At 67.2% G+C, this 20,687-nt stretch carries 25 protein-coding genes; 16 read left to right on the top strand and 9 right to left on the bottom strand.

All coding sequences use genetic code 11. From position 1 onward, the window contains the following. From ABZV93_RS06675 to ABZV93_RS06660, 4 genes are all read left to right on the top strand, one after another. The gene (locus tag ABZV93_RS06675; RefSeq protein WP_354931508.1) at window positions 1–555 is read left to right on the top strand and encodes a HEAT repeat domain-containing protein; all 555 of its coding nucleotides are present in this window, start codon (window positions 1–3) and stop codon (window positions 553–555) included. 1 nt (window position 556) lies between these two features. After that, a complete protein-coding gene (locus ABZV93_RS06670) occupies window positions 557–1,063 on the top strand; it encodes an NUDIX domain-containing protein (RefSeq protein WP_354931505.1) in 507 nt (168 codons plus the stop codon). An 87-nt stretch (window positions 1,064–1,150) separates the two neighbouring features. Continuing rightward, window positions 1,151–1,702 carry an AAA family ATPase gene (locus ABZV93_RS06665; protein WP_354931502.1) on the top strand — a complete coding sequence of 184 codons (552 nt, stop codon included), beginning with the start codon at window positions 1,151–1,153 and terminating at the stop codon, window positions 1,700–1,702. Between the two features lie 100 nt (window positions 1,703–1,802). Continuing rightward, a complete protein-coding gene (locus ABZV93_RS06660; protein ID WP_354931499.1) occupies window positions 1,803–2,840 on the top strand; it encodes an alpha/beta fold hydrolase in 1,038 nt (345 codons plus the stop codon). Here the strand turns inward: ABZV93_RS06660 and ABZV93_RS06655 are convergent. Further along, window positions 2,829–3,581, bottom strand: coding sequence for a VOC family protein (locus tag ABZV93_RS06655; RefSeq protein WP_354931496.1), 753 nt, complete (start codon window positions 3,579–3,581; stop codon window positions 2,829–2,831). The two genes, ABZV93_RS06660 and ABZV93_RS06655, sit on opposite strands and share 12 nt — an antisense overlap. Before the next feature lie 251 nt (window positions 3,582–3,832). Between ABZV93_RS06655 and ABZV93_RS06650 the strand changes: the two genes are divergently transcribed. Beyond that, entirely contained in the window at window positions 3,833–4,243 is a 411-nt protein-coding gene (locus tag ABZV93_RS06650) for a hypothetical protein (RefSeq protein ID WP_354931493.1), read from the top strand. A gap of 24 nt (window positions 4,244–4,267) precedes the next feature. Here the strand turns inward: ABZV93_RS06650 and ABZV93_RS06645 are convergent, their stop codons facing one another. The 3 genes from ABZV93_RS06645 to ABZV93_RS06635 form a co-directional block, all read right to left on the bottom strand. Continuing rightward, window positions 4,268–4,675: a VOC family protein gene (locus ABZV93_RS06645; RefSeq protein ID WP_354931490.1), complete on the bottom strand. Its 408-nt coding sequence runs from the start codon at window positions 4,673–4,675 to the stop codon at window positions 4,268–4,270. Between the two features lie 290 nt (window positions 4,676–4,965). Next, window positions 4,966–5,661: a DNA alkylation repair protein gene (locus tag ABZV93_RS06640; protein WP_354931487.1), complete on the bottom strand. Its 696-nt coding sequence runs from the start codon at window positions 5,659–5,661 to the stop codon at window positions 4,966–4,968. A gap of 34 nt (window positions 5,662–5,695) precedes the next feature. Next, window positions 5,696–6,001: an NUDIX hydrolase gene (locus ABZV93_RS06635; protein ID WP_354931484.1), complete on the bottom strand. Its 306-nt coding sequence runs from the start codon at window positions 5,999–6,001 to the stop codon at window positions 5,696–5,698. 97 nt (window positions 6,002–6,098) lie between these two features. Between ABZV93_RS06635 and ABZV93_RS06630 the strand changes: the two genes are divergently transcribed. Then, entirely contained in the window at window positions 6,099–6,821 is a 723-nt protein-coding gene (locus tag ABZV93_RS06630; RefSeq protein WP_354931481.1) for a GNAT family N-acetyltransferase, read from the top strand. On the opposite strand, the gene ABZV93_RS06625 is transcribed toward ABZV93_RS06630, so the two are convergent. Then, a complete protein-coding gene (locus ABZV93_RS06625; RefSeq protein ID WP_354931478.1) occupies window positions 6,728–7,564 on the bottom strand; it encodes an alpha/beta hydrolase-fold protein in 837 nt (278 codons plus the stop codon). The genes ABZV93_RS06630 and ABZV93_RS06625 overlap by 94 nt on opposite strands. A gap of 60 nt (window positions 7,565–7,624) precedes the next feature. Continuing rightward, window positions 7,625–8,470, bottom strand: coding sequence for an AAC(3) family N-acetyltransferase (locus ABZV93_RS06620; protein ID WP_354931475.1), 846 nt, complete (start codon window positions 8,468–8,470; stop codon window positions 7,625–7,627). 123 nt (window positions 8,471–8,593) lie between these two features. On the opposite strand from ABZV93_RS06620, the gene ABZV93_RS06615 reads away from it, so the two are divergent. The 3 genes from ABZV93_RS06615 to ABZV93_RS06605 all read left to right on the top strand — a co-directional run bounded on the left by ABZV93_RS06615 (window position 8,594) and on the right by ABZV93_RS06605 (window position 11,706). Then, window positions 8,594–9,400 (top strand): MFS transporter, encoded by an 807-nt coding sequence (locus ABZV93_RS06615; RefSeq protein ID WP_354931472.1) that lies wholly within the window; start codon window positions 8,594–8,596, stop codon window positions 9,398–9,400. Between the two features lie 289 nt (window positions 9,401–9,689). Further along, window positions 9,690–10,469 (top strand): hypothetical protein, encoded by a 780-nt coding sequence (locus ABZV93_RS06610; protein ID WP_354931469.1) that lies wholly within the window; start codon window positions 9,690–9,692, stop codon window positions 10,467–10,469. A 268-nt stretch (window positions 10,470–10,737) separates the two neighbouring features. Continuing rightward, window positions 10,738–11,706 carry an aminoglycoside phosphotransferase family protein gene (locus tag ABZV93_RS06605; RefSeq protein WP_354931466.1) on the top strand — a complete coding sequence of 323 codons (969 nt, stop codon included), beginning with the start codon at window positions 10,738–10,740 and terminating at the stop codon, window positions 11,704–11,706. Here ABZV93_RS06605 and ABZV93_RS06600 read toward each other — a convergent pair whose 3' ends face one another. After that, the gene (locus ABZV93_RS06600) at window positions 11,707–12,258 is read right to left on the bottom strand and encodes an AAA family ATPase (protein WP_354931463.1); all 552 of its coding nucleotides are present in this window, start codon (window positions 12,256–12,258) and stop codon (window positions 11,707–11,709) included. Between the two features lie 176 nt (window positions 12,259–12,434). Between ABZV93_RS06600 and ABZV93_RS06595 the strand changes: the two genes are divergently transcribed. Next, the gene (locus tag ABZV93_RS06595) at window positions 12,435–13,439 is read left to right on the top strand and encodes an alpha/beta hydrolase (protein WP_354931460.1); all 1,005 of its coding nucleotides are present in this window, start codon (window positions 12,435–12,437) and stop codon (window positions 13,437–13,439) included. Here the strand turns inward: ABZV93_RS06595 and ABZV93_RS06590 are convergent. After that, on the bottom strand, window positions 13,349–13,888 hold the full coding sequence (locus ABZV93_RS06590; protein WP_354931457.1) for a hypothetical protein: 540 nt from the start codon (window positions 13,886–13,888) through the stop codon (window positions 13,349–13,351). The two genes, ABZV93_RS06595 and ABZV93_RS06590, sit on opposite strands and share 91 nt — an antisense overlap. Before the next feature lie 49 nt (window positions 13,889–13,937). On the opposite strand from ABZV93_RS06590, the gene ABZV93_RS06585 reads away from it, so the two are divergent. The 3 genes from ABZV93_RS06585 (at window position 13,938) to ABZV93_RS06575 (ending at window position 16,353) form a co-directional block, all read left to right on the top strand. Beyond that, complete coding sequence (locus ABZV93_RS06585; RefSeq protein ID WP_354931454.1) at window positions 13,938–14,483, top strand: GNAT family N-acetyltransferase; 546 nt, start codon at window positions 13,938–13,940, stop codon at window positions 14,481–14,483. Continuing rightward, a complete protein-coding gene (locus ABZV93_RS06580) occupies window positions 14,467–15,213 on the top strand; it encodes a nucleotidyltransferase domain-containing protein (RefSeq protein WP_354931451.1) in 747 nt (248 codons plus the stop codon). The genes ABZV93_RS06585 and ABZV93_RS06580 overlap by 17 nt, the downstream gene beginning before the upstream one ends. Window positions 15,214–15,834: 621 nt before the next feature. Next, complete coding sequence (locus tag ABZV93_RS06575; protein WP_354931448.1) at window positions 15,835–16,353, top strand: hypothetical protein; 519 nt, start codon at window positions 15,835–15,837, stop codon at window positions 16,351–16,353. Window positions 16,354–16,398: 45 nt separating this feature from the next. Here the strand turns inward: ABZV93_RS06575 and ABZV93_RS06570 are convergent, their stop codons facing one another. Further along, entirely contained in the window at window positions 16,399–17,007 is a 609-nt protein-coding gene (locus ABZV93_RS06570; protein ID WP_354931445.1) for a hypothetical protein, read from the bottom strand. A 146-nt stretch (window positions 17,008–17,153) separates the two neighbouring features. Here ABZV93_RS06570 and ABZV93_RS06565 point away from each other — a divergent pair, with 146 nt between their 5' ends. The 3 genes from ABZV93_RS06565 to ABZV93_RS06555 all read left to right on the top strand — a co-directional run bounded on the left by ABZV93_RS06565 (window position 17,154) and on the right by ABZV93_RS06555 (window position 20,646). Beyond that, on the top strand, window positions 17,154–18,962 hold the full coding sequence (locus tag ABZV93_RS06565; RefSeq protein ID WP_354931442.1) for an MFS transporter: 1,809 nt from the start codon (window positions 17,154–17,156) through the stop codon (window positions 18,960–18,962). 151 nt (window positions 18,963–19,113) lie between these two features. After that, window positions 19,114–20,019, top strand: a complete 906-nt coding sequence (locus tag ABZV93_RS06560; protein WP_354931439.1) for an aminoglycoside phosphotransferase family protein — start codon at window positions 19,114–19,116, stop codon at window positions 20,017–20,019. A gap of 96 nt (window positions 20,020–20,115) precedes the next feature. Next, on the top strand, window positions 20,116–20,646 hold the full coding sequence (locus ABZV93_RS06555) for an AAA family ATPase (protein WP_354931436.1): 531 nt from the start codon (window positions 20,116–20,118) through the stop codon (window positions 20,644–20,646). Window positions 20,647–20,687 lie beyond the last annotated feature (41 nt).

The raw sequence follows: 20,687 nt of genomic DNA, 5'->3' as shown, positions 1-20,687 counted from the left end.
ATGGATGCTCGGCAGTCGCCGCGGGAGCATGTCCGGCAGGCTCGTGCCCGCTACGGAACGCTGGCTGTCGTTCAGCGATGCGTGGCCTTGCTCCGCGGAGCGGATCCCGCGGGCGAGGAGGAGTTCCTGCGGATGCTGGGCTTCCGCGGCGAGCTGGCCTGGCTGCTCAGGGAGCCGAACCCCTACTGGGCTCGGGTCTGGGCCGCGCGGGCCCTGCGCTACTGCTGGGACGACTTGGCCGCTGCCGGCGTAGTCAGGGGACTGCACGACGAGGCGTGGCGGGTCGTCGAGCACTGTGCGGCCCTCGCGGGTGACCACGAGCTCGCCGACGCCGCACCGACTCTCGTGGACCTTACCGAGCATCCGGTGCCACGCGTACGCGCCGCCGCTGCCCGTGCGTTGGCGACCGTCGCCGAACGCGAGCACCTCCCCGCCCTGCTTCGACTGCGTGACGACCCGGAACGGAACGTTCGCACCGCAGCCGAGCGCGCGGTTGCCGTCCTGCGTGATCGCCTGGACCTCGACCCGGATCCCTACGAGTCCTCAGGAGGATGAGATGAATCACTCAGGGACAGAGGTGGTGGCAGGTACGGAGACGAGTTTCCGGCTCGCGGCGTACGCCGTGTGTATCGAGGACGGCCGGGTGTTGCTCGTCCGGCACGTGCCGGCGACGGGCGACAGCATCTGGACGCTTCCGGGCGGCAAGGTCGAACACGCGGAGGATCCGTTCGAGGCGGTGATCCGCGAAGTCGCCGAGGAGACCGGCTGCGACGCGGTCGTCGAACGCCTGCTGGGGGTGGACTCCCGGGTGATCCCCGTGACCGAGGCGCGCGGGGGGATCGAGCACCAGAACGTCGGCATCTTCTATCGCGTCCGCATCACCGGTGGCGAACTCCGGCCCGAACCCAACGGCGAAACGGCCGAGTCGGTGTGGACTCCGATCCCCGAGGTCGCCGCCCTGCGCAGGTCGTCGCTCGTCGACGTCGGTCTCGCCCTCGCGCACACCATGCCGGCCACCGGCCACGTCGATCCCGTTCCGGTCGGCGGCCCCATCCAGCACTGAGCCCGCGACGCCGCCGGAAGAGTTCCGCCGAAGTTCGGCCCGAAATGGGGTTGCCCTCCGGCGCGACGCATCGGCACGATCGTGGCCGTGACCGGAGAAGAACTGCAAGGCTGCGTGATCGTGTCGGGCATGCCAGGGGCGGGGAAGTCGACGGTGACCGGGTTGGCAGCCCGACTGATGCCCCGCGCCGCCCGGATCAAGGCCGACGACGTGAACGAGATGATCCTCAGCGGTCGCGTCTGGCGCCTCGGTGAGCCCGTACACGAAGCGAAGCGGCAGGCGGAGCTCTGCGACCGGAACCTGGCCGGCCTGGCGAACAACTACATCGACTTCGGCTTCACCGTGATGGTCGACCAGCTCGTCACGGATCTCGCGGAGCTGGACTTCCTGGTGGGCCTGATGGCACCGCGTCCGGTCCACCTCGTCACCCTCGCCCCCACGATCGAGGTCTGCCGGCAGCGGAACGCCACGCGTGAGCTGAGTGAGCGCTGGGAGTTCGACGGCTACCACAGACTCGAGGCCGAGTTGCGACAGGACTTCAGCGACGTCGGCTGGTGGCTCGACACCTCCGACCTCACTCCTGAGGCCACCGCCGAGCTACTCGTCCGGGAAGCGGGTCACCGCGCCCTGCTGAAGTGACCTGAATCCCTGCACCACAAGGCCCTGCGCTGTGCCGAGGCGGCACTGATGTGATGGTTGGTGGGGCTTGGCGGCGGACAGGGGCGAAGGGATGATCGCGATGCGCAGGCTGGTGAAACGAGCAGCGATGGTCGCGGCGAGCGCAGGCCTTGCAGGAGTGGCGTACACCCAGGTTTACGACCGGCTCCGCGCAGAGCGACTGACCAGGAAGTACGCACAGTTCCGGGCGTACCAGCAGGCCGCACACGATCACGTCGATGCCGACTTCAACCATCAGGACCGGGTCGTGAACGGGCTGAACTGGCACTACGTGGACGAAGGCGCACCCGATGGCGACGTCATCCTCTTCCTGCACGGACTGCCCGAAAGCTGGCACTCCTGGCGGCACGTGCTCCCGCTCGTGGATCACGACTACCGCCTGATCGCCATCGACATGAAGGGCTACGGCCGATCCGACCACGACGACGGTGACTACGACTGGCACACGGTCGCCAGGCAGACGCTGGATTTCATGGACGACCTGGGAATCAAGAAGTTCCACGTCGTCTCACACGACTGGGGCACGCTCATCGGCAGCATCCTCGTCGGGAACCACCCGGAGCGGATCCTCGGGTACGTCCGCATGGAGGTCGACCTGACCAGCCCCAAGTCCCTGAAGGACTGGATCACGTTCTACCGACTCAAGCCGCAGTGGCTGTACTGCCGTAGCTACTGGGCCGGCCGCCACACCATGCAGGATCCGGGCAGGCTCATCGACAAGGTGTACCCACCGCGGATGACGACACGGTTGCGACCTGAGGATCGCGACTACCTCGTGTACGAGTTCTCCCGACCGGGCGTCGCCGACGCGGTCGCGCGCTACTTCCTCCGCCGCAACTGGGACTTGCCCGCCGCGACGGACCGGATCGCCGAGGACAGCTTCCCGTTCCCGATCCTGCAACTACAGGCAACCGAGGACGAGTCGCAACCGCAGTGGCTGTTCCGCGATGCCGCCAGCAGGTTTCCGAACGTGAAGCTGGAGTGGGTGACCGGCTCCGCCCACTTCGACAACCTCGACCAGCCGGTCCAGGTGGCCGAGGCGATCAACCGCTTCGTGCACGAGGCCAGCGCGTCCCAGCGCGTTACCTCACCCGCGTGAGGGTCCGGCGGCCTGGGCTTGTCGCGGTGTCAGTACGCAGAACTCGCGGTCGTCAGGGTCTGCCATGACCACCCAGTCGACGTCGCCCTGACCGATGTCGATGCGCCTCGCACCGAGGGAGACGAGTCGGTCGACCTCCGCCTGCTGATCACCGTCCGCGGGTGGAGCAAGGTCGAAGTGCAGGCGTTCCTTGCCTGTCTTCGGCGCGAGCGGTGGGCCACCCCAGGTGATCTTCGGGCCGCCGCGCGGTGACTGGATCGCGGTCTCCTCGTCCTGGTCCCAGACCAGCGGCCAGTCCAGCGCGGCGCTCCAGAAGTAGCCGGCCTCCTGCGAGCCGTCACCTGCGAGTGCGCCGACGAACCCGCAACCGGCGAGGAAGTTGTTCCCCGGCTCGATCACGCAGAACTCGTTGCCCTCGGGGTCGGCGAGCACGACGTGAGTGGCGTCCGGGCCCTGGCCGATGTCGAGGTGCCGGCCACCGAGTTCGAGCGCCCTCGTCACCGTGTTCTGCTGATCCTCCAAAGAGGTGCTGGTCAGGTCGAAGTGCGTCCAGTTCGGGGCTGTCTTCTGCGCCTGGGACGGCAGGAACCGAAGCCTGAAACCGGTGTCGTCGGTCGGGAGCAGCGCTACGCCGTCCTGCGGATCGTCGACCATCTCCCGGCCCAGAACTCCGGCCCAGAACCGCGCCAGCCTGGGTGGGTCGTTCGCGTCGAAACAGAGCGCGTCGAGTTGACAGGTCATTTCGGCTACGCACCTCCGATCTACCGATGCGCAGGCTGCGCGGGGTCGCACCGGCGGCCGCGTCCCACCGCCGCGTCGCTGTTGGTGGAGCGAACGCTAGGCGCTGGATCCTCACCGCGCAACGAGATTCTTCGGGCCTCAAGTCGCCCCGCCTTCCCAAGGGAACGATGCGGAGCCCACGCGGTTCACACTGGGGTGCCAGGATCTGTCATCCCTACTATCGGCACGACGCATGCAAGGAGGATTGCCGTATGAGCGCGCGTACCTGGCTCAGGGTCGGTCTGGCCTTTCTCGCCGCCACGCAGTTCGCCGTTGGCTGCTGGGCACTGTTGTTTCCCCACTCGTTCTTCAGCATTCCGTGGGTGGGAATGAACATGCCGTACAACGCGCACCTGATGATGGACTACGGCGCGATGAGCCTGGCCACATCAGTGGTGCTGGGCGTGAGCACCTTCGTCGTGCAGCCGATCATGGTGCGCACCGCGCTTGCCGTGTATCTGGTGTTCGCCGTACCGCACCTGGTGATTCACCTTCGTCTGATGCACCACCTCACGCCCGGGCAACGCGCACCGCTGCTGACAGCTCTCACCGCGGCGGTCGTGATCCCGCTGGTGTTGCTGGCGCTCACCCGGTCGCTCTCGTCAGCCAGGTCCCCGGACTGATCCTGACCGAGCGAGCGGCCGCCCTCACGATGAGCCGTGGTCCTGCCAGTAGGACTCCGGAGGCTGGAGGATGCAGAACTCGTTGCCGTCCGGATCCGCGAGGACGTGCCAGCCCCACCCTTCCTCGACGATGGGCTCCTCCGTCAGGACGGCGGCACCAAGTGACCGAGCGCGCTCGACCTCGGAGTCGAGGTCTCTCGTCCGCAGGTCGAGGTGAATGCGCGTCTTCTCCCGCTTGGGCTCCGACACGTGTTGCAGCAACACCTCGCAGCCGCCCTCGGGAGGCGTCAGGCTCTGGTAGGGCTCCACCGCCGCGCCGGCTCGTTCGTAGCCCAGCAAGCCGGTCCAGAACCGCGCCGAACGCTCGAGATCCGAGCAGTCGATCACGACGACGAGCTCACCATGGCGGTACTGCTGAGGGTGTCGATTCACAGACAGAACCATCGCAGGCCACCGACTCGAGGTTCAAGGTAGGTTGCCCGACATGGCTGACGCGGTGATCATCCCGGGCGGGGCGTTCGGGCCGGCAGCAGGGTTGTTGATGTATGCCTCCCTGGTCCCCCAACGCCGGGGTGCGACGTGGTCGTCGCGACGGAGGAGTTCCTCGATGCGATCGGCTGGCTTTCTCAGCCGGCAACGTCAGCTTGACACCGGTACGGTGTCGCATCACCCGCACGAGGCGATCTCCGGGCCTTCGTTTGGTCGCCGGTCGTGGCAACAATCTACGACGCAGACCCGCCTTCCTGGCGGCGCACCATCTCGTTGATCCAGACAGGTGCGTACGGGGACGTGCAGTTGGGCGGTGTCGGGTAGTCCTTGAGAACCCCCAGCCGCTCGCCGATGTCGAGCGCCCTGGTGCGGTGCTCGGCACGGTCGATCCCGATCTGGGCAAGGCAGGCATTCATCGCCCACTGCAGGCGATCGGGTGCGTCCTTCATCTCTGCCTCGATGACGTCGAGGAGTGCGTCGAGGTCGAGGGTGTCCGGCTTCTTCGTCACGCGTTCGGTGGTCAGGGCCCAGCCGGCACTCGCGACGACCGGATCCGGATCGGCGAACCACGCCAACCGCAGATCCTCCGCGTGCGGACTCTTCTTCACCACGTAACTCACGAGCCAGTCGTGTACCTTGGGCGTGCGCGCCTCCCGCAGCATGACGTCCAACTCGTCGCGGCCGAACGCCCTCGGCCGGCAGATCAGCAACGCCAGCAACCTCGCGGCGGTGTCGCCGGTCTCCCAGAGCCGGCACGCGAGTTCCTGCTGCGTCTTCAGTCGCTTCGCGACCGCACGAAGCTTGCCGAGATTCACACCGTGGTCGTCGCCGTGCTTGCGGTTGACCTCGCGTACTCGGGGATCCTCGAGCGCGGCCAACTCGGCCATCACCTCGGCGACGGTCGGGTCGGTCGACGTCTTCTCAGCCACCTCAGCCTCCTGTCCACGCCGTACGAGCTTCAAACTATGACAGAGGTCGTCCGGATCGACCCACGCCGGCTTCGGCGCCACCCGCCAGCAGCGCTACGCCGTAACGCGCATGCTCGGACAGGTCGAGGGTGTTCGCCGCGTCGCGACGGAACCAGCGAGCGTCGTCGGTGGTGTCGTCCGCATCCTCGGGCGGCTCGCCATGCCGAAGCCCACCGCCGGGCAGGGTCCACCAGCCGGGAGTTCGGGTCCGCGACGACATCCGGCACAGCAGGAGCGCGTCGGTCTCGTCCAGCACCAGCGCGTACGCGCCGACCCGCTGCCGTTCCCTCACGCCTCCCATCGCCACACCCTAGCCGTGCTCGACTGGAGCGATCACGCGTTCGGCCCTCGGGCAAGGCTGTTGAGCGCACCACGCAGTGTCGCTAGCGTGCGATGACGTGGCTGAGTTCACCGAACGTCTGCGCCTTGAGCCGGTGGGCCCGGCCTACGCCGACGACCTGTGGCTTGTCCATGCAGACGACAAGGTGTGGCCCTGGTACGGCGACGAGAAGCCGAGCCGCGAGCAGGTCGTCCAGTGGGCGGGGTCGATGGGTGAGTCCTGGCGCTCGCACGGCGCCGGCAAGTGGATCGCGTACGACCGAACGAGCCGCGAGGTGGTCGGCCGGGGAGGTCTCGGCCGCACACCGGTGGACGACGACTGGGGCCGGGTGTACGAGTTCCTCCCCGACGAGTCGTGGGTGCGCGTCGCGCATGACAATCAGCACCCGTCGGCCGTGCACGCCAACTGGGCCGAGCTCGGATGGGCGCTACGACACGACTACTGGGGGTGCGGGTACGCGGCAGAGATCGGCCGCGCCGGCCTGGCGTATGCGTTCGACGTCCTCGGGATGGAAGCCGTGGTGTCGTGCACCGATCTTCCCAACGTACGTTCGCGTGCCGTGATGGAGCGGCTCGGCATGCGGTACGCCGGTGAGCTGTGGAGCGAGGAGTTCGAGGGAGCGCTGGGCAAGCCGCCCTTGACGGTGTGCGTGCTGCTGCGAAGTGACTGGGAACGATCCACCGCGTGTTACCGCCACAGCCAGCGCAGGGCATCGGGGAGCAGGACTCCGCCGTGGTTCGGGCTGTGGCCACCATCGCCCAGTACAAGGCGAAAGTCGTAGCCTGCTTCTGCGAGTGCGGCCGCGACGCGCAGGTTGGCTGCCAGCCAGTTGCCCTCTGGCTCGTTCCAGCCCAGGTCACGGTGACCTGCCTGTAGGAAGATACGCAGCGGCTTGTTCGGGGTCCTGGGAATGAGTTCCGGGTACGGGTTCCCGCCTGGCATCTGCACGAAGCTGGACAGGTAACCGACGACGCGGCGGAACTTGTCCGGTCGCATCCACGCTGCCGTCAAGGCGCAGTTGCCTCCGCTGCTACCACCGCAGATGCCCCACCGGTCCGGGTCGTCGGAGATCGCGTACCGGTCGGTGACCTGAGGAACGATCTCCGTCAGGAGGAAGTTGACGTAGCGGTCGTCGAACGCGTCGTACTCGACGTTGCGGTTCTTCGGGTTCTCGCTATCGACGAAGACGCCAGGGTCCACGAACACCCCGACGGTCACTGGGATCTCACCGCGGTGGATCAGGTTGTCCAGGACGATCCCACCGCGCACCTGCCCGTCAGGGTCGAGGTACCACTGCCCGTCCTGGAAGACCATCAGCGACGCCGGCTCGGAAGGGTCGTACTGCGCTGGCACGTGAACCCAGAACTTCCTCGAGGTGCCCGGATAGACCGTGCTGTCGTTCCACACGAACTCGATGGTCTCACCGGCAGGGACGTCCGGGTGGACAACCGAGTCAGGTCCGTGGGCGTAGACGACGCCCGACTGATCGACAGGGAGCGGCTGGTAGGGCACCTTCACAGTCACGGCCGGCACGCTACGGGAGGCCGGGCAGAAGCCACAACCATTTTCGCTGGCCTGATGCTCTCAGCCGAACTCGCGCTCCAGCCACGTGCGGACCGCGACAACCGTAGGCCGGGTCTCGAACAGCCATGCCGTCGCAGTGCCGATCTGTGTACTGCGGCCAGCACCCGAGGCCACTGCTTGTTCGGCCATCGTACGAACCGGTGAGTCGATGCCACGCCCGTCCTCGTAGTACGGGAAGGCGCCGTAGAAGGTGTCGATCATGCGGTATTCGCGAACGCCTATGCCCGCAACCGGCGCACGGAAGGTGTGGAATCGCCGGCTCGGCAGATCGGTCAGCGCCTCCGCGTGATGGCAGAGGGTCAACCTACTCAGAGGTGCACCGAGCAGCAGGACCTGGCCGCCGTGCTCACACAGTCGTTCCAGTGGACTGTCGACCCCGAACGGGTCGTCGTCACGCTGGTCCGCGAGCAGGCGTTCGGCGCGAGGACCGAGAGCGGCGAAGCTGGCCTCGGGATGGGCGCTGCGACGAGCCCCGGGCCAGGTGCGAAGCCGTTCTGGGAACCGGCCGAAGTCACGACGGGCGCTCGACACGGCTGGGTTGAACGCCGGCTGATGGTCACGGTAGGCGGCCTGCCACTCGGGATGCTCGTCCCACATCGGCACGTGATAGGGACTGTCCTCCCAACCCGTGAAGGCAAGAAGAGTGCCGGACGGCCCGACGGCTTCCCGAAGGGCCTCGACGATGGTGTCGATCCCGCCGACCACCCATCGGAACGCGGACATGCGCACATGCACCATCAGTACGACGCCGGGCTCGACACCAAGCTGCTTCAGGCCCTGAACAAGTGCGGGACTGGTCATCGGAGTGAACTTGCGGTCGCGCATCAGGTCCGTCAGCGCAGGCATGCTCGACATTGTTGCCGCACGCAGGCTGGACGCGCATCCGGTTTCCACCGTTGCCGCGACGGCCGCTCCTCGTCATCGCCCCTTCCTGACGGGTACGCGAAGCTTGCCGTCACCGACGGAGCCATGCGTACGGCGGGTCCCAGCCTGGCCGGCGGGCTTGTGCAGATCTTCAACGCCGCATCGGCACTGAGTGTCCAGGCGCTCACGTTCGCCTGCTCCGGCCCTCTGCTGTGGAGGATCCGCCACCGGGAGCCGGCCCGCTCGGTGGCAACGCATGCGAGCGTGCGGGGCGCGCTCGTCGCCGGACTGCGCTTCGTCTGGCGGCAACCGCTGGTCCGCGCGTTCACCCTGTCCGACGCGACCTTCCTGTTCTCCTTCGCCGTCGTGTACGCCGTCCAGCTGGTCTTCTTCACCCGTGAACTCGGCCTGTCCCCCGCCGTGATCGGAGTGATCTTCACGGTCGGAAGCATCGGCGGGCTGCTGGGCGGCATGGTCTCTCGGCCCATCGGCGTGCGGCTCACGACTGGACGAACCATCCTCGCTGGGTCGATCCTGCGAGCGTCCGGCATCGCGATGGTCCCACTCGCCGCCTTGGCCGGGTCGGCTGCCGTACCCCTGCTCGTCTTCTCTCGGCTGGTGAACGCCTTCGGCTGGACCTTGTGGGAAGTCCACCAGGAGACCACCCAGCAGCTGCTCGCCCCGGCCGGACTTCGGGGACGGGTCAACGGCAGCGTGCAGTTCGTGGTCCGGGGCGTGGACGCGCTCGGAGCGTTCGCCGGGGCAGGCCTCGCGGCGCTTCTCGGAGTTTTCCCCACACTCGCGGCCGGCGCTGCCGGCGCGCTTCTCGGCACCGCCTGGCTCGCCACGTCCCGGCTGTGGGGTCTACGGACGCCGCCACCCCAGGCAGACGATCCCGAGCCCGCGGACTGAACGACCATCGCCGAGAGGTACGCCGGTGTCGGCGTACCTCCCGGCGATCACGCCGGGTCCGGGGCAGGCGGCGGCGTCGGCACGACCGGACGCGCTACATGCGTGCGTACGGCAGGCGCCAGAAGGATCGCCACGTGGGCTCCGACCACGCAGTCCGACGCCGTTGAGGCAACACCGCGCCGACTAACGTGGCCGTATGCCCGAAAGGCATCCGCAACGGTGAGTTCGGTCCGGTGAGGCGCTACTGGACCGACCTGGATCGCTGAGTGGCTCCGCCTGACGAATCACCGTGGGAGTCCAGCTCGCCTCGTCCCGACTCTCGTTGGTCGGCGGCCCGTTCTCGTTCGTCGGCTGCCTGCTCGCGCTCGTTGGCCTGCCGGTCGCGCTGGTCGGCTTCGCGGTCGCGCTGGTCGGCTTCGCGTTCGCGATCGTCGGCAACTCGTTCACGGTGATGGGCTTCGCGGTCGCGCTGGTCGGCGGCCCGTTCCCGTTCGTCGGCGATCCGTTCCCTCTCGTCGCCTTCACGGTCACGTTCGTCGGCTTCGTGGTTGCGTTGGTCGCCGAGGTGATCGCGTTCGTCACCCCTGCGGGTTCGTTCGTCGACCTCGACGTATCGGAGTTCTTCGAGCCGCCGGCGCGCCTGCGTCTCCATGCCGCGGATGTAGGTCCTGCGGCTTCGTTCCTTGTTGGCCTCACCGCGTGTTCGGTTCCCGGCGGCGCGTTCGTCGGCGGCTTTGCGACGGGCCGCGGCGGATTCACCCTCCTGGGCCGCGAGGAGCCTTCTTCTCTCCGACGCTCCCCTGCGCAGCCGCGCGGCGAGCACACGTGCCTGGGCGGCTCGCTGCCGAAAGCTCAGTGCGATCCGCTGCCTTCGGGGGATTTCGATCGGTTCGTACTGCCGACCGTCGTCGGCGTTGGGCACATTTCCAACGTAGCGCGGTTGGATGGAGCAACGCCTCGACCGTACGTGGAAAAACGTCGGGCGGCGGATCTTCGGCTCAGCGTCGATCGCGCCGCGGCATTGCGTAGACAGCTTCAGGCGGACCGTGCGGTCGCGGGACGCGAATGACCGCCGAGAGGCCGACGCCGATGACAGAGAAGTGGCGCTGGACCGCCGGGAAGCGGATCTTGATCGGCGCGAGGACGATCGCGCCGAGCCGGCCACAGCCCCCGACGAACGCAAGCAAGCCTCCGACGAACGCTGACGAGGTGCCCTTCGCACGTCAGCGTTCACACGCAAAACCGCGGCAGATGTAGCCCTGAAGTGCTACGAGAGCCGACGGAAGGCCACGAGAGCCGACGTTTTGCCATCCGCGGACAAGGCGGATACTTGCGGAATGCAGGAGCCCACGTACGAAGAGGTCGCCGCATTCCTCGCTCGACATTCCGGCGGCACCCCCAGCGATTTGGAGCCTCTCTCCGGCGGCGCGTGGTCGTCGGCGTGGGCCTACCGAGCGGGCGGGGAAGAGTTGGTGATCCGCTTCGGCCGCGAGCGTTCCTGGTACGAAACCGACCGGATGGCGATGGCCTTCGACGGGCCGGATCTGCCGGTGCCCCAGGTCAGGGAGGTGGGGACCACACCGTCCGGCCTGGCCTACGCGATCTCCGTACGTCATCACGGGCAGTTCCTGGAGGACGCACCGGTCGAACGCGCCGATGCGGTCGCCCCCACTCTCACCCGCCTGCTCCTCGCGCTCTATCGCGCACCCGCCCCGCCCCCCGGCACCCCGGTGATGTGGCACCCGGCGGGCGCGCCGGCCCACAGTTGGCGGGAGTACGTCCTCGCCAAGCTGGTGGACGAACCGGGGAGCCGGGCGCACGGATGGCGCGCCGCCCTGGACGCCGACCCGAAGCTCGCGGCCCTGTCAACCGCGGTTTGCGATCGGGTGGGGACATTGATCGAGGCCTGCCCCGAACGCCGCGACCTCGTTCACGGCGACCTCCTGCATGGCAATGTCCTGGTGAGCCCGGACTACCGCCGCGTGCAAGCGGTGATTTCCTGGAAATGTTCGCTGCGCGGTGATTTCCTCTACGACGCCGCCTGGTGCAGTGTCTGGGGACCCGTGTTCTACCCCGGGATCGCCGCCGTCGACCCGCTGGCTGGATTGCTCCGGGACCCGGGACTGCGAGCCGACGAGACCGCGCTCGTCGATGCTGCCGTACGCCATCACTGCTACGAGCTGCAACTCGGTCTCACCCACCTGGGGTGGAGCCTGCGAACCTGGAAACAGGAACACCTCGACGCGACGATCAACCTTCTCGCCGAACTACTCGAACGCGGTCCACGGCCTTCGACCGGCTCCTGATCAACAACCACTCTGGTCGAGCACAGGTAGGCGGTAACCCGCGATGATGCGTTGCGCCGTCTCGGCGACTCCGAGGATGCCGGTGTCGAGCTGCAGACCCTCGCGCCAGGGGATCGGGGTGAACAGATCGTGTTCGGCCATGGCCCGGTGCAGGCCATCGATCGTGGCGAGTTTTCCCGCCGCCTTCCGCTGCGTGTCCGTCACGCGTGTCTCCAGGACCTTCGTCGAGCAGGTGAGCCTCACCGGACACACTCGCCCGCCGTTGCCCTCCACAGCCTCGAAACGACGTCTGGTCTGCGGATCGCAGTCCGGATGGCTGTAGACCGTCGTGGAGATCAGGTCCCGCCCCGCACGCGCGGCCTCGGCCAGGATGCCTTCACGGATCGCGTGCACCTGGCGCCAGAACGGTTCACTCCCGAACTCGAAGACCGGCCGAACACAGTCGATGGCCAGGTGATTGTGAAACACCCGGTAGCCCGTCCGGGCGGCGAGCTCTCTCGCGACGGTCAGCTTCCCCACGGCCGGCGGCCCGTAAAGGTAAACCAGGTCCATCGCAAGGACGATACCGGGCAAACCCGAGCGTTCGGCGTCCCGAGCCTTGTCACAGGCACCCACCTACGTTGCCGACCGATGAGTTCCGCGATGGACGGCGGTCTGTCTACCACGGGTCGATGCGACGAGCTTCCGCCCGCGCTTTCGTACTGGCTGATGCATCGGAGGAACGGGAAGTGTTGATCAAGGTCAACGATGTCGAGTTGTGCGTGGAGACCTTCGGGAACCCCGCGGATCCCCCGGTGCTGCTGATCGGCGTCACCATGCTGAGCTGGCCGGACGAGCTGTGCGCGGCGCTGGCCGAGGAACGGTACGTGGTGCGCTACGACCTGCGCGACGCCGGCCAGTCGACGTTCGCCGACCCGGACGCGCCCACCTACGACCTGCGCGACCTGGTGACCGATGCGTCCGAGCTGCTGGTCGCGCTGGATCTGGAGCGTACGCACGTGGTCGGGATGGGCGTCGGCGGCTTCATCGTGCAACTTCTCGCGCTCGACCATCCCGACCAGGTCGCGTCACTGACGCTGATCTCCACCCGCCCCGTCGCGCCCGGTCCGGTGGATCCCGACCTGCCGGACCACTCACCCGAGACGATGGGGCAGTTGTTCGGGCGCCCCATGCCGGACTGGACCGATCGCGCCGGCGTGGTCGACTACATGACCGGCTCCGCGCGGCTGTTGTGCGGGGCGCGAGGATTCGACGAGCAGGACGTACGGGCGACTGCCGGGGCGGTGTTCGATCGGGCGGGACGGACGGTGAAGGCACAGCTTGCGAGCCATCTCGGCACCATGTTCGCCGCGATCGACTGCCGCCCGCGATGGCGCGAGCGGCTCGGCGAGATCACCGCGCCGACCTTGGTGGTGCACGGGGACGAGGACCCGTTCTTCCCGCACGGGAACGGCGTGGCTCTCGCCGCGGAGATCCCGGGCGCCACGCTCCTCACGCTGCCGGGCATCGGTCAGGGTGTGCCACGCGTGACCTGGCCGACCGTGGTCGACGCCCTGGTGCGCCACACCTCCTTACCGCACGGCCGTAAGGCTCGTTCGTGGATTTTCTGTGGACGGCCCAGGTCCATTGGGCAACGGTGGTCTCAGCGCAACCAGCGGACTTCGTTGAGGTCGGAGGTGAGCTGGACGTTCTTCCAGGGGTCGTCGTCCCAGTGGGCTGTGCCCGTGGCGTAGATCGCGACCCGGGCGTGCCGATAGTGCCGCTGCAGGTGCCGGGAGTCGATAGTGAAGGGGCACAGTTCGTTCTTCAGGTCGATCAGCTGGACGCACATGACGACGACGGGCAGCTCCGCCCGCGCTCGCTTCCCCGCCGGGTAGAAGACGACGAAGCGCGAGTCGGCACGGTCGTGGCCCGACACCGTCGTCTGGTCGTCGGCGATCTGCGCGGTCGCATAGTGGTACGCCGTCGGGTAGTCGTATCCGGCGGGCAGGTTGATCGGCAGGACCATCTGCACGCCGCGAACCACCTTCAGTTGCGTTCGTACGTACGCCCGAGTGGAGGGCGCGGGCGGCTCAGGTGGCTCGGGCGGGGCCACCGGCGTGGCGGCGTGCCAGAAGAGGAGGACCGCGGCCAGCAGGCCGAGTGCGACCACCGATGGCATCCACTTGGGAGCCGACTTCATGGGGGGATCATGACAGAGCCCGCATCGAGGCTGTTCATAACTGGTGCGCATGCTGCTGGAGGAACGGCCACCCACTGACGCAGGCCTGTCGGCCCTGCTCACGGCTGCCTTCGACGAACTGGTGAAACGCAACGGCCCAGAGGGACGGTCGGCCGTTCATGCGGAGGCGCGGTATCTGGTCGCTCTCGTAGAGGCCCAGCCTGTCGGCTGCGGTGCCATCCAGCCCGCCGGAGCCGCCACGGCGGAGCTCAAACGGATGTACGTCATCCCTTCCGCCCGGGGGCAGGGGGTTGCCCGGGCACTACTGGCGGGTCTTGAGGATCTGGCTCGAGGTTCAGGTCTCCGGGTCATGCGGCTGGCGACGGGCGTGCGGCAGCCAGAAGCGATCGGCTTGTACGAAAGCTCCGGCTACGCGCCCACCGAGCCGTACGGGAAGTACGTAGGCCAACCTCTCACCAGGTGTTACGAGAAGGTGCTCACGACCGACGGACCGGGATCTTGTACTGAGAACGACAACCCGAATAGCTTGAGCGTCCATGCAACATCACCAGGAAACGCTGGATGCATACGTCCGAAGGGTGAAGACCGACCCTGACACGATCGCGGTCATCCTCGTGGGATCGGTGGCTCGTGGCACGGAACGACCCGACTCGGATGTCGACGTCTACCTCGTCGCGCCCGACGACGTATTCGACTCGGCCATCGCCACTCATCGGGTGATTGCCGTAGAGCACTCCGACGCGACGTACCCGGGTGGCTATGTCGACGTGAAGCTTGCCTCCGTCAGGTTTCTGGATGCTGCCGCCGAGCGCGGGGACGATCCTGTTCGCGCATCGTTCGAAAACGCGCGAGTGGCCTGGGCCCGCGACGGCTACGACATCGCCGGGCGGGTCGCCGCGATCCCCGTGCTTTCGCCCGAGGTCTGGGAAGACCGGGCCATCTCCTTCATGTCCGAGGTCTGGTGGCACGGAACCGACTTTCTGCCACAGGCTCTCGCGTCGGACAACACCTTCCTGCTGCATCACGCGGCCGTACACACGGTCAGCGCCGGCGGGCGGGTCCTGCTCGCGTTGAACCGGACGCTCTTTCGCGGGCCGAGGTATCTCGACGCCACGCTCGCCACTCTGGACCGGATACCGGACGGATACAGCGACCTCGCTCGGCAGCTGCTCACCCGACCCAGCCGTGAGAGCGCTGAGGCATACGTGCAGGCACTGGAGAACTTCCACCCCTGGCCGATGGATCGTGCGGCGAGTGCCTCGATATTCGTTCGGGACAACGAACTCGGCTGGCTCACCGGGAAGCTCCCACCCGAGCTGAGCTGACCGGCACATCGCACTCACCACGCGGTCGGGCAACAGCCACGGCCGCAGGCGCCGCCGAGTGATCGAACTTGCGGCGAAACGGGTTCACCGTGCACGGCGGGAGCGCATGCTTGGTTGACCACGCGCGTCCTACACGCGCCACGGGCCGGAGGGAGACCTCATGCGTGCGTTTCCTGCCGTAGGGCCGGTCGCCCTCGCCGCCTCACTCACCTTCGGAGCTGCGTCTCCTACTCTCGGTGGAGGGAGAAACGGCCCGGCTGTGACGGATCAATTCGGCTTCACTGTCGCCGTAGGGCAGATCACGGGGGGAGGCGCGGGATTCCCTCCGGTGGCCGAGGACGTCGTGGTCAGTGTTCCCGGCGACCGTGCCGGCGGTGTGCCGGGGGCCGGGGCGGTCCAGATCTTCTTGGATGACCCCGGTCCCCCCAGGATCGGCCCCCAACCGTGGTTCGAGGCGGCACGAATTGAAGTGGCGGACTACACGTGACGGATCCGGTGGCGTACGAGGAACTGACGCGGCGGCAGGCCACGTTGCGGAGCGATGCCGCGACGATCCTCGCCGAGCTCGACACGTCCGGAGTCTTCGAGGGTCTCGGCGCGGTCCTGCCGACGGGGAGTTACGTGTCCGGCCTGATGACCTGGCCCGAGATCGACGTCATGCTCGCCGTCGGGTCCAGGTTCGCACCGGCGGATGTGCTCGGCCTGCTTGCGCGGATCGTCGAGATCCCCGGCGTGGTGGACATGCACTACACCGACGAACGCGGACCACGTGCACCGACCGAGGCGGTCCGCGACGAGCGCTATCACGTGACCATCGTTGTGGAGCGTCCTGGGACAGTCGGGGCGGTGAAGGGTACCGCGAGCGCCCTCGTCACCTGGCGGATCGATCTCTCGCTCTGGCTCCACGACGACCACGCCAATGTCACCGCCTGGCATGAAGAACTCCGCGACTCGATCACCGACGACCAGCGACGTTCGGTTCTTCGGATCAAGGACGTATGGCACCGCTCGCCACGCTATCCCGACGAGGTGAGTGGCCTCGACATCTACACGGCAGTGATCGATGCGGGCGTGCGGACCCCTGAGCAGTTCGGTGACTGGCTGGCGAAACGTGACGCGGAGGCAACGCCCCATGGTTGACCTCGAAGCCGCCCTCCGCCGAAGCCGAGGACGACCGCGCACGTTCTACGCTCGCCTCGCGAAGCTCGCCACGCACTCGGCCCAGGTCACTGGTTGCCCCCAGAATCCGGCGAGGGTGTCGAGGAACTCGGACTTGCGTCCCTGGTCGCCGTCGTAGGTGTCGACACCTTCACTCAGCACCACGGCGGGATAGCCACGCAACCTGATCTCGATCAGGGTCGCCAGCACGCACACCTCCAACACCAACCCCATGATCACGACCGGCCCGCCGCTGTCCGGAGGACCGATCGTCGCGTGCAGCCAGCTCGCGAACCCCGCTGGATCAGGCACCGCGGGGCCGGGGACGGCATCGGCTCGTCCGCCGCCGTCGCGTACCCAGGTCGGCGCAATGGATGCCTTCACCCACGGCACAGGATGCTTCACGGCCAGAGGGATCGCGGACTCGTACCCCCACTGACCGGGCACGCATGTGGTGTCGGCGTCGTTGCCGCCTGGACTGCGGTAGTCCGAAACGATCTCGGCCACCGCGATACCGTGCGCGCGGGCGAACGGCACGACCGTGCCCATGACGAATTCGACGCAGGGCTGCCCGCGGTGATGCACCCCGCCGGGTGCCACGAAGTCGTGCTGGAAATCGACGCTGATCAGTCGCATCCGGATAGTCCACCAGTGAGCACGGACAGCGCAGGACGTTCCGGCCCGGTGACCGCCACGTCGCTCTGGCTTTGCTGGAGGTCTCGGTCGGTCCGCTTGTAGACGCTGATGCGGAACGGCGCTTTCTCGTACGCCGACATCCATCGGTGCATGGCGACTACTGGGTCCAGCCGTCCTGCCCGCCGATCGGCCATGGCTTTGAGGTGGGCTCTCCACTCCGCCACGCCGGCGAGGGCGGCGCCGACTGCTTTGTCGGCGTTCTCGGTGTAGGTGCGGCAGGCTTCGACGCTCGCCTTCTGTTGCGCGGTGAGGGACGCGGTGTCGACGTTCGTGCACGAGTCGCGAACTGGCCGGAACGCCTTGTCGGCCGGTTCGAAGGTGGAGACGTGACCTGGGCGGCCAAGCGGGTTCTCGTCCAGATCGCCTTGGTCTGCGCCTCGGTGTTCTTCCCGCTCTGCTGGTCTTTCATTTCCTGGATGTGGGCGGCCCAGTCACCGGGAACGGCGTGCTCCTCTGTGTCCACTTGCCATCGGGTTCCCCTTGTCGGTGCCGGGCCTGTGCGCGCGAGAGTAGGTCCTGGACCAGCTTTGGGAAAGGGGATCAGGAGACATCTGGAGAGTGCTGGTCCGTCGCCGGCGACAGCGGCCCGATACTCTACGCGGATGCGGGACGAGGCGATCCAGTCCGACTCCGAGGTCGCGCCTCCCCCGCGCGAAGTGCTTCGGCTGCCGGCTTTCGCCTTCTTCTGGAGCGCCTCGACGATCCGTGCGTTCGGAGGCTCGATCGCGGGCGTCGCGTTCCAGATCCTGGTCGTGAAGACACTTGACGCAACGCCGGTCCAGATCAGCATCCTGAGCGCGCTCGGCGTCGTGCCGTACCTGTTCCTCGGTTTGATCATCGGTGCACTGATGGATCGGTGGCGCCGGCAGCGGGCACTGATGATCACCAGCGTCGGCCGCGCGGTGGCCATGGCTTCGGTGCCGGTGCTGTTGCTTACCGGCGTACTCAACTTCTGGTCACTCGCGACGGTCGTTCTGGTGCTCGGCGTACTCACGTTGTTCGCGGACTCGGCCGCACAGCCGTTCCTTCCGCGCATCGTCCCGCGGAACTCGCTCGTGATGGCGAACGCTCGGCTCGGTCAAAGTGAAACGGTCGCGGGCACGGTCGGGCCCGCGCTGGGTGGAGCACTGCTCAACCTGGTGGGTGCGCCGATCCTGTTCTTTTTCGAAGCCGCCATCAACGCTGTCGCGGCCGTCCTGCAGTCTCGAATCAGGGTGGACGAGCCGAGGCCAGAGCCTCGTCCTCATGGCCGCCACATCGGCCACGACATCGCCGACGGGATGCGGTACACGTATCAGCATCGGACACTCCGTCCGCTGGCGATCTCCGTACACACGTGGTTCCTCGCGAACAGCATCGTGTCCACGGTCTTCGCAGTCTTCGTTCTCCGCGAACTGGACATGCCGGCCTGGGCGTACGGCGTCACACTCGCCGTGGGTGGCGTAGGTGGCTTCCTCGGTGCGCTTGTCGCGCCTCCAGTCGGTGCGCGACTCGGGGCGGGACGGGCGATCCTCCTCGGCCGGACCCTGGTCGTCATCCCCTGGCTCGTGCTCGCGGTGGCACCGCTCACGGCGAGCAGTGGCATCGGTGTCGTGCTGGCCGTCGCCTCGCTCGCCCAGTTCATCTACTGCCTCGCCATGGGCATCGAGGACGCGAACGACACCGCATACCGTCAGGCCGTTGCGCCGGATGCCATCCAGGGGCGGATGAACTCGACGATACGTACGGTGAACCGAGTCATCTACTTCTTCGGCGCCCTCCTCACCGGGGCCCTCATGACCTTCCTGGGCTACCACCTGGCCATCGGTATCGGAGCGGCGATCTTCGCCTTGGCCGCACTCGTGGTGTTGGTGTCCCCGTTACGCAACGCGCGACAGGACGACGGCAACACCTGACGAGCCGTCCTGGCGGAGCGAGCGGTGCGGACTGTCAGTCGGTGAGCTTGATCGAGGTCACCTCGAACGCGGTTCCTCGGTGAACACGTGGGACCACTCGATCCGAAACCGCGTTGACAGCAGACGGGGCAGACCGTTCGGATGGGTGCTCGTGAGTCCCCGCAAGATTTACGCCGACCAGGCCGACATCGACACGCCGCTCGTCCGCGAGCTGGTGGCCTCTCAGTTCCCGCAGTGGGCCGCGTTGCCGCTGGAGCCGGTCGACTCCAGTGGATTGGTGAACGCGATCTACCGCCTCGGTTCCGACCTGTCCGTACGGTTGCCGCTTCGGCCCTCGATCACCGGCATAGTCCAACGGGAGCAGGAGAAACTCGCGACACTCGCGCCGTTCCTGCCTGTGGCCATCCCTTCTGTCGAGGCGATCGGCTCACCCACCGACACGTTCCCGGGCGAGTGGTCCGTCCACCGCTGGCTTGACGGTACGCACCCCGCCCCCGATGCGCTGGTTGATCCGCGCGGGCTGGCGACGGACCTCGCGGCGTTCGTCGCCGCGTTCCGGCGGATCGACCTGCCGGACCGGCCGCCGGCATATCTGGGCGAGCGCCGGACGCGCGCTCCGATGGCCTCGATGGACTCCTCGACACGGAAGGCGATCGGCGCGCTGGAGGGCCTGATCGACACTCGCGCAGCACTGGCGTCGTGGGAGGAGTCGCTCGCGGCGCCCTACGACGGGCGCGAGGTGTGGGTGCACTCGGACCTGACACCGAGCAACCTGCTCGTGTCGTCGAACGGTCGGCTGAGAGCAGTGATCGACTTCGAGACGTGCGGTGTCGGCGATCCGGCATGCGACCTGTTCCCCGTGTGGCACCTGTTGCCCGCGAACCTCCGCGACGAGTTCTGTGCGGCGCTGGACGTGGACGACGCGACGTGGCTCCGCGGACGCGGGCGCGTGTTGTCCCAGGCGCTGATCGTGTGGGCGGACCACAAGGACACCAACCCGGCGACCTCGAACTACGCGCGGTACGTCATCCGCGAGGTGCTCGCAGCACCTCGATGAGGTCTGCGAGCCGGCGCGCGGCGCCGCGACTGCGGCTGCCGGCCTCGTGGGTCCCGCGTGGGTTGCTCGTGTACGCGTGAGTCAGACTCTGGTGGTGTGAGCGTCTACCTGATCACCGGCTCCTCCGGCGCTGGCAAGACCGCCGTGGCCGAAGAACTTCAGCGGAGGGGCTACACGGCCTACAACACTGACACCATGCCGGAGGTTACAAGCCTTTACGACATGGCGACCGGTGAGGCTATTAGCCTTCAGAACTGGCCGCCTGCCCCGCTCGACACCAGTCGTTACCACTGGAACTGGGACCTTCAGGCTCTCAGGAAATTGTTCGACTCCGGTGACCCAGTGTTCATCGCTGCTATCACTTCGAACACGAAGGAGAACCTGCACCTTTTCGATAGCGTCTTCGTGATCAATCCGACCATGGAAACGATCATGCATCGGTTGATCACTCGTACTAACAACAACATCGGCAAGCACCCGGATGAGTTGGCCGGAATTCTCGAAAGCCACGCCAAGTCTGCCGCAATGTGGCAGTCGCTTGGGGCTACGCTTGTCGACGGCGACCAGTCCCTCGGCAAGGTCGTCGACACCATCCTGTGCCACATCAAGTCTGGGCCGCCTGGCTGATCGGGCGGCGCAAGGCTCTGCGGGCACTGTCGCGCCCAGCC

This window comes from Actinopolymorpha sp. NPDC004070, from assembly GCF_040610475.1.
Classification (GTDB): Bacteria; Actinomycetota; Actinomycetes; order Propionibacteriales; family Actinopolymorphaceae; genus Actinopolymorpha.
This window is presented reverse-complemented; position numbering and strand designations above follow the sequence as displayed.